At 37.9% G+C, this 15,510-nt stretch carries 13 protein-coding genes; all 13 read right to left on the bottom strand.

The features are described 5' to 3' along the window. Positions 1-319: 319 nt before the first annotated feature. Positions 320-1,228, bottom strand: a complete 909-nt coding sequence (gene spoIIQ / locus KQI49_RS00400; RefSeq protein ID WP_216485713.1) for a stage II sporulation protein SpoIIQ — start codon at positions 1,226-1,228, stop codon at positions 320-322. Positions 1,229-1,476: 248 nt separating this feature from the next. Next, positions 1,477-2,706, bottom strand: a complete 1,230-nt coding sequence (spoIID, locus tag KQI49_RS00395; protein WP_371817484.1) for a stage II sporulation protein D — start codon at positions 2,704-2,706, stop codon at positions 1,477-1,479. A gap of 245 nt (positions 2,707-2,951) precedes the next feature. After that, positions 2,952-3,965: an ABC transporter ATP-binding protein gene (locus KQI49_RS00390; protein ID WP_216485711.1), complete on the bottom strand. Its 1,014-nt coding sequence runs from the start codon at positions 3,963-3,965 to the stop codon at positions 2,952-2,954. Positions 3,966-4,265: 300 nt separating this feature from the next. Beyond that, positions 4,266-5,183 (bottom strand): S66 peptidase family protein, encoded by a 918-nt coding sequence (locus tag KQI49_RS00385; protein WP_216485709.1) that lies wholly within the window; start codon positions 5,181-5,183, stop codon positions 4,266-4,268. A 149-nt stretch (positions 5,184-5,332) separates the two neighbouring features. Next, on the bottom strand, positions 5,333-7,000 hold the full coding sequence (locus tag KQI49_RS00380) for a peptide ABC transporter substrate-binding protein (RefSeq protein WP_216485707.1): 1,668 nt from the start codon (positions 6,998-7,000) through the stop codon (positions 5,333-5,335). Between the two features lie 148 nt (positions 7,001-7,148). Beyond that, a complete protein-coding gene (locus KQI49_RS00375; RefSeq protein WP_216485706.1) occupies positions 7,149-8,162 on the bottom strand; it encodes an ABC transporter ATP-binding protein in 1,014 nt (337 codons plus the stop codon). Positions 8,163-8,171: 9 nt separating this feature from the next. Next, complete coding sequence (locus KQI49_RS00370; protein ID WP_216485705.1) at positions 8,172-9,125, bottom strand: ABC transporter permease; 954 nt, start codon at positions 9,123-9,125, stop codon at positions 8,172-8,174. 1 nt (position 9,126) lies between these two features. Further along, positions 9,127-10,056: an ABC transporter permease gene (locus tag KQI49_RS00365; RefSeq protein WP_216485704.1), complete on the bottom strand. Its 930-nt coding sequence runs from the start codon at positions 10,054-10,056 to the stop codon at positions 9,127-9,129. Positions 10,057-10,217: 161 nt separating this feature from the next. Then, positions 10,218-11,030: a serine hydrolase gene (locus tag KQI49_RS00360; protein WP_216485703.1), complete on the bottom strand. Its 813-nt coding sequence runs from the start codon at positions 11,028-11,030 to the stop codon at positions 10,218-10,220. 9 nt (positions 11,031-11,039) lie between these two features. Further along, the gene (locus KQI49_RS00355) at positions 11,040-11,864 is read right to left on the bottom strand and encodes a M55 family metallopeptidase (protein WP_216485702.1); all 825 of its coding nucleotides are present in this window, start codon (positions 11,862-11,864) and stop codon (positions 11,040-11,042) included. A 951-nt stretch (positions 11,865-12,815) separates the two neighbouring features. After that, positions 12,816-14,147, bottom strand: coding sequence for a UDP-N-acetylglucosamine 1-carboxyvinyltransferase (murA, locus tag KQI49_RS00350; protein WP_216485700.1), 1,332 nt, complete (start codon positions 14,145-14,147; stop codon positions 12,816-12,818). Positions 14,148-14,183: 36 nt separating this feature from the next. After that, positions 14,184-14,897, bottom strand: coding sequence for a YwmB family TATA-box binding protein (locus KQI49_RS00345; protein WP_216485698.1), 714 nt, complete (start codon positions 14,895-14,897; stop codon positions 14,184-14,186). A 270-nt stretch (positions 14,898-15,167) separates the two neighbouring features. Beyond that, a complete protein-coding gene (locus KQI49_RS00340; protein ID WP_216485695.1) occupies positions 15,168-15,398 on the bottom strand; it encodes a DUF1146 family protein in 231 nt (76 codons plus the stop codon). Positions 15,399-15,510 lie beyond the last annotated feature (112 nt).

Genomic DNA, 15,510 nt, shown 5'->3' with positions numbered 1-15,510 from the left:
CTTTAAAAATAAAGTTGTTATCCAGATATTAAATGAGAGAATTAAGTCTATGTGGTGTTCTTGGAGTCTTTTAAAATATAAATAGTTCACAAAACTTTTCGTCTATTCAATTTATTTTGAATTTTTTTACACTAAATCTAATATTTGTAAGTTCCTTGAGTCTAATAATATCATAACACAACTAAAGTTTTACACAAGCCCTAATCGTTCGACAAAATTCGCATAATTCCTTTAATTCTAACAAATAATCAGATAGACATTGAAACAAAAAAATCCTAGTACCATAAGATACTAGGATTTTTTAATAGCTTAATAACAATTATGAACCATCTGATTCATCATCTGAGGGATTCATTTCATCCTCTTCCTCATCTTCTTCGGAATCCTCTTCGTCAGAGTCGTCATCTTCCAACTCGTCTTCATCTTGGTCTTCATCTTCTTCTGGTGTTAGTGAATCCTCTTCCATGCCATCGAGTTCATTTGTTCGATCATTTGGACTGTACTCTGTGCTCGTCTCATCAGCTTCTTCGTCTTCTTGAACATTGTCAAGTTTACTTACTGGTTGATTAAAGTAATCTTCTGGATTTACTTCTTTTCCATCTTTTCTCAGCTCAAAATGAACATGTGTACCGTTGTCTTGTCCGAAAATATTCTTCCCAGCGACACCTAATAAGTCTCCTTGTTTTAAATCAGAGCCAGCTTTAACTTGTACGTCATCTAAACTAGCATAATACGTCGTAACGTCATTGTCATGATCTAAAACTACCACATTGCCTAGAAGCGGATCTTCTTTTACTTCTTTTACAGTTCCACTTAATGAAGCGGTCACTTCAAACGATTCTCCGTCCTCACTAGCGAGGTCAATCCCTGTGCTTTGATGATAGCGATTGTTATATAGAATCAGAGCATTCTCTTGATCTTCCTCATCTGCGTTGTAATCATAAAATTTAGTTACGATTTCTGCTTGCTCTTCTTCTTTAACAGGCATTTTAATGACTTCCTGTTGATCCATCACTGACTCGGCATCCTCATCATCATAAAGATCTGATGCAACATCACCTGGCATCCCTTGATTATCTTCCGCCTCTGGTACCTGGTTACCTACGTTTTGATACCAGACAACCACTGATAATAATATAGCAGCGAAACCAAGATATAAAGCTGGGAAAAACCACTTCTTACGAAATATTCTGCTCCACTTATTTGAAGCTTTGTTTTCTTCTTTCATTTGTTCATCACCTCATGAACCATTCTGAACAGGAAAGAAGAAAACTATACCTTTATTTCATTACTTTTTTCATATTTATGGATTATTTTATTATAATTGGGAAAAGTAAGAGCTTATCTTGACTCTTGGAAGTTGCGAGAGAGATTATCACGTTTAATGTTGCTAGTATGTCGGAAGTCTAATCGAGAGACTCCTTTTTGTTCAATTATTAAGAAATACGAAAAGCTGACACGTCATTTAACCACATTTCACTTACTCACTAATGTAGGTGCTGTTTCTGTGACGGTACTGATTTCCACATCTTGATAATAATATTTAACAATATCTTGATAGTCTTTCCCATCTTTCGCCATGCCGTCTGCGCCGAATTGACTCATACCGATACCATGGCCAAAGCCTTTTGTTGTAAAGATAAAGTGATTTCCTTTTTGTTTAATTGTAAAGTCGCTTGAACGTAACTCTAATTTTTCCCTGACATCCCGACCTGAGAGAGAATGTTCACCAAGGGTGAGTTCTGCTACTCTTTTTCCCTCTGTCCGTGTTGTTTCGATGGGAACCGCCGTGTTTTTGGGTAAATCAATTCCTAATAATTGCTCGACCTCTTGGATGGACATCGTTTTTTGATCAAGAAACTTAGAGCTATCTTCATCCCATGGACTTTCTACACTGCGAAGATAGGGTACTTCATTTTCCCAATAGTCTTCAGAGTTTTCCGTGAAGCCGTTACTGGTTGAGAAAAACGCAGGTAAAATTGGTGTGTCGTCATATGTTAAAATTTCTCCTTCAGTCGCCATTACAGCTTCTCGTAATTTTTCTATGTTGTCATCATAATCATTTCCCCACATCTTTTTTAACTCTGTTTCATTTTTATAAACCTGATGCTGTTCCGTATCTGACACATCACCATCGCTCTCTTCTGAATCTGATTTGTGGAGCAAATGATCAACTATATAAGTTCGTGCAGCGAGAGCCTGAGCCTTTAAAGCTTCCATTTCGAAATCACTAACTGGCATTTCAGCTGCAACCACACCTTCAACGTAACTTTCAAGAGGGACGTCCTCCACTTCTTTTGCTTCTGAGCGCATGACAGCGACTGACAATGAAGAATTTGATTCACTCGCTTTTGCACTCTCCTTTTGAGTATTTTCTGTGTCTTTAGATGTTGAGTCAAGTTCACTGCCTGTTGCTGAAGGTACTACGATTAAAGTTGGGATAAGCAGGATGACTAATAACATGCTTGCGAAAAAAAGAACGCCTTTTAATTTCCAAGGTGAAGTGCTCTTCTTAAAGTTTAGGTTTGCTGGTTTTCTATCCGGTTTTAACTTTGGGAACTTTTGTCTTGGTGGTTTATTTGATAAGTTCGATTGATTACTTTTAATTTTCCTAAGGACTTCTTTTTTTCGTTGCGCCATATTGGATGATTTACTTTGTTTACGTTTATGTGTTGATACATATTTGTTGAATTTTCCTTTTTTCACAGACACCCTCCTTATTTTGGCCTGAATTTTTAATACTTTAAAATTCTTCTCTAGTACCCTACTATTAAACTTATACATTTTGAGAAAACAATAGAACCTCATTTTGAAATTATATATTAATGCTCACGAGCGATTATGGAGAATAAATGACATGGTACCTAGCTAAACAACCTACAACGGAAATTTACTGCTTTTTTAAACACAAAAAAGCAGTCAAGTCATGAATTCTACTCAACTGCAACTAATTACTGGCTTGAAATGGTCAGTTTAGGTGCCGCTTTATCCGGATCTTCAACGGTTTCATCATATAGATGGCATGCCACATAATGATTGTCAGACACTTCTTGCCAAGCTGGTTTTTTCTCTGCGCAAACATCCATCGCTAACGGACAACGCGTTCTAAAAGCACAGCCACTGGGTGGGTTAATTGGACTTGGAAGCTCACCTTCTAAAATAATACGCTCCCTTTTTTCTTCAATATCTGGATCGGGGATTGGTATAGCTGATAATAGAGCTTTTGTATATGGGTGCAACGGATTTTCATAGAGCTTGTCACTACTGGTCAGCTCAACCAAATTACCTAAATACATCACTCCGATACGGTCAGATATTTGTTTGACCATTGAAAGGTCGTGAGCGATAAATAAAAATGTTAATCCTTTTTCTTCTTGCAATCTTTTTAGCAAATTAACAACTTGCGCTTGTACAGATACATCGAGAGCCGAAATCGGTTCGTCAGCAATAATAAAATCAGGATCTAAAGCCAATGCTCGCGCAATACCGATTCGCTGCCTCTGCCCACCGCTGAACTCATGTGGGTATCGATTCGCATGGTCACGGTTAAGACCAACTTCTTCCAGTAATTCATATACTCTCTCAAGGCGCTCTTTATCACTTTTATATAAGCCATGAACCTCCATTGGTTCTGCAATAATTTCTTTGACAGTCGAACGTGGGTTTAAAGAGGCGTAGGGGTCTTGGAAAATCATCTGCATTCTACGGTAAAAGGCATTTTTTTCTTTTACATTTAATTCGTGAATTTTTTTGCCATCGAAAGTCACATCTCCAGCAGTATTTTCATAAAGTCCCATGATAGTCCGACCAATGGTTGACTTCCCGCACCCTGATTCTCCAACAAGTCCGAATGTTTCTCCTTTATTGACGTCAAATGATACCCCATCCACCGCTTTGACAACTTGGCCTCTTCGCATATCAAAATGCTTTTTTAATTTATTTACCTGCAAAATTTTATTTGTCATTCGTTGGCTTCTCCTTTCACTTTGATGCTTGATTCAGGTTAAATAAGACTTTTTCGATCTCCAACATGTCAAAGTAGAGATCACTGAAAAAATCCTCCGAATTGCTCCGGTACCACATTCTGGCTAGTACATCTGTTTTATTCTCCCTGGATTTGCTCCTGAACCATATTCCAGGTAGGGTACCGGCTTTTCCCTCCCCGTATTTGCTCCTGAACCGTATTCCAAGGAGTGTTTCTGTAAAATCCAAAAAGCCTGCTGAAGATTATGCCATAACGTTGAAACACTTTTTCAGTGATCTTATCATTGCACCCCTGGATCCACAATCAAAGTTTTACTTTTCGTGTCCAATGTACCTTCGACACCTAAGGGAATGGCGAAGTGTGGAAAACAGTGGCCAATTTTAAACCCACTCATGACTGGGCACCCTAGATTACCAAAATAGTGCCTAAACACTTCTTCTAATGATAAGGATGGTTTATCACCTGTTTCAGCGTTTGCGAAATCACCAATAATGATTCCTGTCACCTGCTGTAACTTTCCAGCAAGCACAAGTTGATTGAGCATTGAATCCACACGGTATGGCATTTCACCGATGTCTTCTATTAGTAATAATTTATCTTTCATATCAATTTCAAAAGGCGTGCCAAGTGTACTTACAATTAATGATAGATTCCCACCAACAATCTGTCCTCTAGAGCGTCCTTCAACAAGAGTAGAGAGTGGCGAATAAGCTTCTGTATAGTGCAGTTCAGTTGGTGTGAAAAGCTGATTGAACATTATTCTCGTTTTTTCATCAAACTGTTTATTTACCATGTCGGTTGCAACCATTGGTCCATGAAATGTAACAAGACCTGTCGCTTGCCTCATAGCAGTATGTAAATATGTAATATCACTATATCCCCAGATAATTTTAGGATATTGCTTTATCAATTCGTAATCTATGTTGGCTGCGATTCGTCCTGTGCCGTATCCACCCCTAGCAAAAAAGATGCCTTGAATTTTGGGGTTTTCAATCATTTCATGAAAATCATGGAGCCGCTCATCATCAGTCCCGGCTAGATAACCATATTTAGAGTCAACGTATCGACCAAGCTTTACATTAAGTCCTAATTCTTCTAAAAATGTAAGGGCTTGATGAAGATTCTTTTGATTGGGTGGGCCTGCAGGAGCAATCACGCCTACAGTATCACCTTTTTGCAAACGATTTGGTAAAAGCACTAAAGCACCTTCTTTCATAAACAACACTTTTAAAACGAAAATGGAAATCAATTAGTCGCTGACTTATTTTCATAATGGTAAGGAGAAAAAGACGAGTGGCTCATTCAGAGACCTAGAATGAGCCAGCCCAGTCTTTACATTTAGTTCAATTAGTTTTTATCAGCATACTTCAAGTCGAAATATCCTACTGGATGACGTAAAATACCCGAGATGTCTTCTGATTCAAGAACGACCGTGTTGTAGAATCGAATCGGTGTTGCAATCATCTCTTCAGCAAGGTATTCTTCCGCTTCATACAAATAGTCCCAACGCTTTTCCTCATCTGTTTCAGCTTTACCATTAGCAATTAACTCATCGTATTCTTCATCAGTAAACCCTGTACGGTTCATGTAGGAGTCTGTAATGAAGCTCTCTAAAAAGTTAACCGGGTCGTTGTAGTCATTGATAAATGAACTTCTAGAAAATTGAAGTTCTAAATCTTGCTGCGCTTCAGCGAAAACGTTCCATTCTTGGTTTTCAAGTGTTGCTTCCACATCCAAATGCTCACTGAACATATTTTGCAAAGTTTCAGCAACTGCTTTATTGGAGTCACTTGTATTGTAGGATAGAACGATCTCAGGTAACTCATCATACCCTTCTTCTTCCATACCCTCTTCTAATAATTCCTTCGCCTTGTCTGGATCAAATGCAACGAGGTCGCCATTTTCTTCACGGAAGTCATTGCCTTCAGGGCTAGTGAAACCGGGTGAAATAAAGCCATAGGCAGGTTCTACTCCATTTTTAACGACATATTCAGCAATATCATCGCGGTCAATCGCATATGAAAACGCCTGTCTTATTTTCTTATTCTGAAATGGTTCTTCAGTGATATTGAAACGGTAAAATTCAACTCCACCTTGATCACCGATAAATGTATGTTCATCATCAATGAGCTCATCTGACAATTCAGGTGGAATGCTTGCAGTGTCAAGTTCTCCACTTTCAAACATTTGATATTGCGTATTTTCATCATTCACCATTGCAAAGTGCACTTTATCAAGTTTTACTTCATCCGCATCCCAGTATTCATTGTTCTTGGCTAAGACCATCTCATCATCATGATCCCAAGATTCTAATTCAAATGGACCGTTTGCGACGAATGAATCTGCTTCCGCATGCCAATCTGGATCTTCTTCAGCTACTTTATGATTCACAGGGAAGAATGCCGGGTTTGTCAATAAATCAAGGAAAAACCCTGTCGGTGCATCTAAAACAACCTCTAATGTTTTATCATCAACCGCGGTAATATTTACATCGTCTGCTGATCCTTCTTCACTATTATAATCTTCTCCGCCTTCAATAAAATAAGCGAGGAATGCTGCTTCTGAAGCATTTTCAGGATCAAGCATGTATTTCCAAGCATACACAAAGTCTTCAGCAACAACCGGATCACCATTTGACCAATTGGCATCTTCACGTAATTGGAATGTATAAGTCAACCCGTCGTCTGAGATCTCCCAGTCTTCAGCAACACCTGGTTGAGCAGTATGGTCCACTGATAGACGTGTCAATCCTTCCATTAAGTTGTTCAATGGATCCCATGATACTTCATCAAAACCAATGGATGGATCGAGTGAGGTTGGCTCAACGCCATTGTTTAAATAAAGAACTTTTTCTCCGTCCTCTTCTTCTACAGCTTCTGTATCATCTGTCTCTTCTGTATCTGCTTCATCATCATCCTCGGGCTCTTCACCAGCTGATTCATTTGCCGTACATGCAGCTAAAACAACAATTGTTAAACCAGTAAGTAAAAGTAATAAAAACCTTTTTAAATTCATTTTTATCCCCCTTATTTTATGAATATCCAGTTATGAAACTGATGGTACTACTTCTCCAAATAAGCATTGTCCATAATACAGTTGGCCGGCCTATTGAACTTTTATTTTTCTTAGCAAATATCCCCTTTTTAAAGAGTTGATTCCATGATTACTCCCCGTTTACCGGTGAAGAAACTGCTAAGAGCTTTTTCGCACGTTCGTCCTGTAACCAACAATTCACATCATGTGACGCTGAAAGCTCTGTTGCGGCTGGATAAATATGATCACATACTTCCATTGCGTAAGAGCATCTAGCAACAAACGGACAACCTCTCGGCGGTGAAAATAAATCCGGCGGTGTTCCATCAATAGACGTTAATTCCTTTTCCTGGAGGTCTAATCGTGGAACAGAATTAAGCAAGCCTTTTGTATATGGGTGTTCTGAGCGATAAAAAACATCTCGTTTCGTACCTGTTTCAATGATTTTGCCCGCATACATGACGGCAATTCGATCGGCTATACTGGCAACCACCCCCAAATCATGCGTAATTAAAATAATAGAAACACCTGTAACTTCCTGTATCTTTTCAAACAATTCCAGAATTTGCGCTTGAATTGTTACATCTAAAGCTGTAGTCGGCTCATCGGCAATTAATAATTCAGGTTCACAAATTAATGCAATCGCAATAACGATTCTTTGTCTCATTCCCCCACTGAATTGGTGTGGATATTGTTTAAGTCTCTCTTCAGGAGACGGAATACCGACAAGATTCATCATTTCTAACGCTTTTTTAGTAGCTGTTTCTTTGGAAAGTTTTTGATGTTGCATCACCCCTTCTATTAATTGCGTGCCAATTGTTAATGTCGGATTTAATGCTGTCATCGGATCTTGAAAAATCATTGAAATATCAACACCCCTAATGGAGCGCATGTCTTTGTCTGATAGTTTCGTCAGATCTTTTCCTTTAAACAGAATTCTGCCACCTGTAATTTTACCTGGTGGATCAGGTATCAAGCGCATAATTGCGTTTGAGGTCACACTTTTACCACAACCTGATTCGCCAACAATGGCTAAGGTTTCACCCTTTTTCAAATAAAAATTCACACCACGGACCGCCTTCACAGTCCCACCATAAGTTGAGAATGTTACATGCAAATCATTTACTTCAAGAATATTTTCCATATATGTCACCTACTTCCTTAACTTCGGATCTAGCGCATCTTGCAAGCCGTCACCTAAAACGTTAAACGCAAACATGGTAAACGAAATAAAGAAAGCCGGGAAAAAGAGTGTCCACCAATGTCCCGAAAGAATAGCTCCTAAAGAATCATTAGCCATTACACCCCAACTTGCAAAAGGAGCTTGAATGCCTAACCCAATAAAACTTAAGAAAGCTTCAGCAAAAATTGCACTCGGCACGGTTAACGTCATTTGTACAATAATGGGACCCATCGTATTTGGTAGTAAGTTTTTCCGAATTATTCGCGACGTTTTTGCCCCAAATGATTGAGATGCGAGGACAAATTCGAAGTTTTTAATCTGTAAAACTTGCCCCCGCACAATTCGCGCCATTCCTACCCAACCTGTTACGGTTAAGGCAATAATAATCGTCATTAAACTAGGGCCTAACACGACTAGAAGTAGAATAACAACGAGTAAATAAGGTAAACCATATAGAATTTCAATAATACGCATCATTATATTATCAGTGCGCCCACCTTTATAGCCGGCAATCCCACCATAAATGATTCCGACCGTGACATCGATAAGGGCCGCCATGAGGCCTACAAATAATGATATGCGAGCCCCGTACCATGTCCTTGTAAAGACATCTCGACCAGCTGAATCTGTCCCAAACCAATGTTCAAGACTTGGCGGCTGATACTGACTGGGCAAATCTTGCTTGTTCACCTCAAACGGTGAAAGAATGGGTCCGAATATAGCCATGAAAGAGAGTAAAACTAGAAAAATTAGTCCTAACATTGCCATTTTATTCTTTACAAGCCGCCTCCATGCATCTTTCCAATAAGAGAGGGACGGTCTAGCAACTGACTCAGCAGCTTCAATATCTTTTTCTTTCCATTTGAACCATTCATCAGGGACTTCTGTATAAGGCTGATGCGGCTCTTTTTCAGCGAGACTCATTTTAATCCCCTCCCTTGTGCACATTTATTCGAGGATCAAGAATCCCGTAAGCAATATCGACAAGAAATAGCATCAAAATTAGAAATGCACTATAAAACACGGTCGTCCCCATGATAACCGGATAATCTCGTTGGTTGATACTTTCAACGAAGTACTTCCCCATACCAGGTATCGCAAAAATTTGTTCGATAACAAATGTTCCTGTTAAAATACCGGCGAGCAGTGTCCCCATAATGGTTACTACTGGCATAAGAGCATTCCTTAAGGCATGTTTAAAAATGACTTTCCAGGGCGATAACCCTTTTGCCTTAGCCATTTTGATATAGTCTTGTGTTAACACCTCAAGCATGGTCGATCTCGTCAGTCTCGCAATAATTGCCATTGGACCTGTTGCTAGGGCGAGCACAGGTAAAACCATATGTTTAACACTTGACCATCTTGCAACAGGGAAAAGTTCAAAGTTGACAGCTAATTGTTGAATAAACAGTGTCGCTAAAATAAAGTTGGGAATTGAGATTCCGAGTACGGCAAACCCCATCGCCATATAATCTATAACGCCATTATGTCTTAGGGCAGCTAGTATCCCCAATATGACACCCGAGATCAGAGCAACAACAATCGTAATCATTCCCAGTTCAAACGATATTGGAAATCCTCTTGATAATAAATCATTGACACTTTGGTTCTTTTGTTTGATTGAAGGACCAAAGTCAAAAGTGACAATCGATTTTATGTATAATAAATATTGAATATGGTAGGGTTTATCAAGATTATAATGTCTTTCCAGGTTGGCCTGAACCGTTTCGTTAGATGAACTTTCACTATTAAACGGGGAACCTGGAATACTTACCATTAATACAAACGTTAATGTAACAATAATCCACAAAGTAACAATCATAATCAGCAAACGTTTTAATATATATCTAAACATGTCTTCCCCCCATAGATAGAAACTAAAGTGTACTCAAAGTTCTATGTATTTCCCCCACATCCTCCACTTATAAAACGCTTACAAATATGTTTTATTTATTTTTATGATGCAACTATAAGCAATATGAGTACAGGAACACCTGTCTAAACACCTTAACAACATCATTGCCATTTTTTTAAATAATTGAATATTTCTAAGCCCATATTCTGCAAGGCAATTATTGATTGGTAATCATCAATACCTCTTGAAAGAATTGTCGCAATGAATGTTCTTTTTTCAACATAGAAAATACCGATGTCATGCCGTACTTTCGTAATATTTCCTGTTTTATTCGCTAATTCCCATGTTGGCTGTCCACCAATGATATCAGCCTCAGGTGACGGTAATTTACCAGGTAAGGAATCCCTAATTTGCTGTTTTTTCATAATGGTTATCATTTCTTCACATGCGTGAGCAGACACAAGTTTTCCAGTCACCATTTGTTTCAGCATCATCGACATCTCATTGGCATTGATAATATTACTACCTTCTCTTTCTACAGGAATTGTCATGAGTTTGTTGTAACATTTACTGTTTGTCCAACCATGATCAGTCATTACTTTTTTGATTTTGTCTACTCCTAGTAAATCAATCAGCATATTTGTTGCTGTATTATCGCTTTGGACAATCATAAGTACGACCAAATCATAAATGGTCAATGACGTCATCCCGGGAGACAAATGTTGCAAAACACCTGATCCACCAACAAGTTCTTCGCGGTTTAATCTGACGGTGTCACTAAAGGATATTTCCTTTTTCTCTAGTGCATCATAAGCTGCCACCATAATTGGTACTTTAATGATACTTGCCGCATAAAATATTTCATCAGCTTGCCACTCCCACTTATCACCTCTGTCTAAATCCTCTAAAACAATCCCCCAAGATCCACCATACTGTTCAGCTATTTTTTGTATCTTCTCTGTTAATAACTTCATAGTTGTCACCTAAGAGAACTTCGTATGCATTGCAAGCTCTGTCATAACAAGCATGGCTTGATATGCTTCCAATATATCTTTAGCTTGAAATGATACTTTAGTTGTCCCTGGTATGATTTCCGTTCCTGGCATTAAATGAGCCCACTCCGCTTGTCCATAATTATTAAATTCAATGTTTAGTACAGGATTATCAGGTGGGGTTAAGGGTTCAATTTTATCTGCAGATGTTAGAGCTTCTTTCACTTTCTTTTGCAATCGCTCACCTGCTTTTTGAGGCGTTAAACTTTTGACTGCGGATCTAGATATGGATTCTTTTACTGCAACCGTGTAAACACCCGGTATTAATTCCTCCGCTTCCTTGCAGGCTTGATCGTCGCCAGATACAAGGATGATTGGAACTCCAAAATGTCCAGCCACATAAGCGTTCATGCCTAATTCCCCAAGCGGTTGATCATTTATATAAAAATGTCTCACTGCATGAATCATTGAATGGGACATTACGCCAAAATTTGCTGCTCGCCCATGATAACCAATAAACATAGCACCAGCAAAACTACCATCTATCCCTTGCATCATTGATAAAGGTTTAACATCACCTGTAATTAACTCAGCTTCTTTATGTATTTCGTCAACTAATAAATTATTCATTTTTGAATGACTATCGTTTACTAAAACATGTTCACACCCTGTGTTAAATGCTGCATCTATAACATAATTTGTTTCTTGAGTCATGATTCGTCTAGCACGCTCATAATTATGTTGTGTCGAGTCTACATACGTATAATCGGGCAGACCCGTAATCCCCTCCATATCTACTGAGAGATATAGTTTCATGTTGTCGTCCTCCTAAATCAATACTTAATGATGCTAATAGTGCTGGATAACTTATAAATTGTTGGTAATTTTCTATTAATTTTACCATATAATGAATAAAATAGAAAGATAATTTTTAGAAAATGATGAACACTTATACAAAATTATAATACTATATTATTTTTGAAGCATAGTTCGCAAAAGAATTCTAATAATGCGTGGTTTGGAATTTTAGGTGGCGGCATCATGAGAACGATACTCACGATACAGGATTTGGGATTTCGAAATTTTCACATCATGAGGGCACTTCTAACGATCCATAATCAAAGATTTCGAGAGTTTCACATCATGAGGGCACTTCTAACGATACATAATCAAGGATTTCGAGAGTTTCACATCATGAGGGCACTTCTAACGATACATAATCAAGGATTTCGAGAGTTTCACATCATGAGGGCACTTCTAACGATACATGATCAAGGATTTCGAGAGTTTCACATCGTGAGGGCACTTCTAACGATACATAATCAAGGATTTCGAGAGTTTCACATCATGAGGGCACTTCTAACGATACATAATCAAGGATTTCGAGAGTTTCACATCGTGAAGACACTGCTCACGATACATGATCAAGGATTTCGAGAGTTTCACATCATGAGGGCACTTCTAACGATACATAATCAAGGATTTCGAGAGTTTCACATCATGAGGGCACTTCTAACGATACATAATCAAGGATTTCGAGAGTTTCACATCGTGAAGGCACTTCTCACGATACATGATCAAGGATTTCGAGAGTTTCACATCATGAGGGCACTTCTAACGATACATAATCAAATTTTTTCAGAATTATACATCATAAGGGGATTAGAGCTGAGGTCTCTACAAAATAATTAACACAAAAAAGCAGATGACGAGTGATCACCTGCTTTTTAATGTTTATTATTCAAGATTTAATCCTGCAAATATTAATTATGATAACTTAGATGTTAATTCACTAGTTTCTTCGTCATCCACTTGTACAAAAACTTCAACGACATCACCATGTTCATCAACTCGCTCAATGTCTGCACCTAAGGCAGCTAATTTCCCAGCAAAGTCAACGTATCCTCGATCTAAGTGCTTTAATTCAGTTACACGTGTATAATTTTCAGCTTTTAAACCAGCCAAAATTAAAGCTGCAGCAGCTCTTAAGTCTGTCGCTGCGACTTCTGCACCTTGTAAATCGGATGGTCCTTCAATAATAACGCTACGACCTTCAATTTTCATTTGTGCATTCATTCGGCGGAATTCTTCTACGTGCATAAAGCGATTTTCAAATACAGTTTCTGTAATGACACTTGTTCCTTCTGCAAACAGCATTAAAGCCATCATTTGTGATTGCATATCAGTTGGAAAGCCAGGATGTGACAATGTTTTAATATCTGTTGATTGTAGTTTCTCTGGTCCAATAACGCGAATGCCACCTTTTTCTTCTTTAATTACGACACCCATCTCTTGAAGTTTTGAGATAATTGGTCGTAAATGTTCCGGTACAGCATTTTCAATTAGAATATTTCCATTTGTAATAGCAGAGGCTACCATGAAGGTTCCTGCTTCAATGCGATCAGGAATAACTGTATGCTCAGCACCTGTTAATTTTTCCACACCTTCAATTTTAATTGTCTCGGTACCAGCACCGACAATGTTAGCGCCCATTTTATTTAAATAATTAGCTAAATCCACGATTTCAGGCTCTTTTGCGCAATTTTCTAGAACTGTTCTTCCTTCAGCAAGTGCAGCTGCCATAATGATATTTTCAGTTGCACCAACGCTTGGCATATCAAGATATATTTTCGCACCTTTTAGGCGGCTGGGAGCAGTGACTTCAACAAACCCATTACCTACATGGACTTCAGCACCCATGGCTTCAAACCCTTTTAAGTGTAAGTCAATAGGCCTTGAACCAATGGCACATCCACCAGGCATTGCCACTTTTGCGTGACCGTAACGTGCTAATAAAGGCCCTAATACAAGGACAGATGCACGCATTTTACGAACGTATTCAAATGGAGCTTCAGTTTTTAGTTGCTTAGAAGCATCAACTGTAATTTTATTATTAGCAAAGTGAACTTCTGCGTTCATATTACGTAAGACTTCGTTAATTGTACTCACATCTGCTAAGAAAGGAACATCGTGAATTACACTTTTTCCTTCACTGGCAATTAGGCTTGCTGCGATTACTGGGAGTACTGCATTTTTAGCACCTTCTACTCTGACGGTACCATGAAGCTTGTTACCGCCTTTTACGATGATTTTTTCCATATGTCAAAATCCCCTTCAGTTCCAATTTCACTATTATTAGTATTCATTAATAAGGATGGGTGTGCCAATTGAAAACTTGGTCAACCCCATTTCATTTGTTATAACGGCTATTTGCACATTTGTTGGTTCATCCATTATGCTAACTTCTTGGCTCCATAATGGTGTATACCCGTATATTACTTTATCAAGCGTCGAATTTTTATTTTTGTCGATTTGTGTTTGTTTATGTTCGATATCAAGCTTTTCGTTTATGTAATTTAATACATAATCAGCATTGATTATACCACTAAACTCAGTTGTCAGACAAGTATATTTCCGAGCTGATTTTGTGAAGACATTATTCATCATAGCACGAAGCCATTTAGTATAGTTTGTCTTAGTTTCTTCGTTCCATGTATAACCTTTAAATACGGCAACAATTTCTATGTCATCACTTTTATTTTTAGGTACGAGTACATTATAAATTTCGACAGTTTCTGAGTAATTGTGACTGTCCTCAAAAGTATATAATACACTATTTTCATTTTCTTTCCTAGTATATTCATCATTTATTTTTATTTCCTCAATAATATCTTGTTTTTTATTCATATTTACCTTTTCTTTAATAGTGACTTCCCACTCATCAATCTCTAAGTCATTATTTACGACTATATCAATCATATCTTCAACGTCATTTGTACTAATTTCAACAGTTGTTAGTGGACTCGATAACAAGATCGCAATCAAATTTAATAATAATAATTTCCTCACAAAAACAGCCCCCTTGTCCTACTGTTTCCAGTATGAACAAAGAGGCTCAAAAAAATACCCAATATACTAGATTAATAGAAAAAACAAAAGCTCAAGTGCCCGTTTAACCCCGACAAGCTTAAGCAGAAAACCGTAGTGGCGGTCTGGGCCACGTAGGTTTCATTGCGCTTAGAGAGTTAAAGACTGCCTGTACTCTAAAAGACAAAAATAAGTCCATCTGAATCATACATAAATGACAAAGAGTTCAGGTCACTCACTACATAAAGAGAATTAAAATAAAAACAGTAAATCACGTGACCATTGTAAAATATCAAGGAAAAATCGACTGACCCCAGTCCCAATGACGATTGCGAGTAATAATAGGAAAATCCGTGCTTCAGTTGTTCGATTTTTTCTAATCAAAGGTTCGAAGTTAATTGCCTGCATAACCTGCCACGTTATGATAATAAATATAATATGAGAAAGTAATCCAGTTATCGCTGATTGACCTATTGAAAACATAATTAAACCACCCTTTTCTCTAACTATATGTAACTTTGCCATTCGGATATTATTATGTCAATAATGAAGCAAATATATAATAAAACCATTTCAAATAATTCAATACCATTTT

The organism is Virgibacillus sp. MSJ-26 (genome assembly GCF_018918075.1).
Lineage (GTDB): Bacteria > Bacillota > Bacilli > Bacillales > Amphibacillaceae > MSJ-26.
This window is presented reverse-complemented; position numbering and strand designations above follow the sequence as displayed.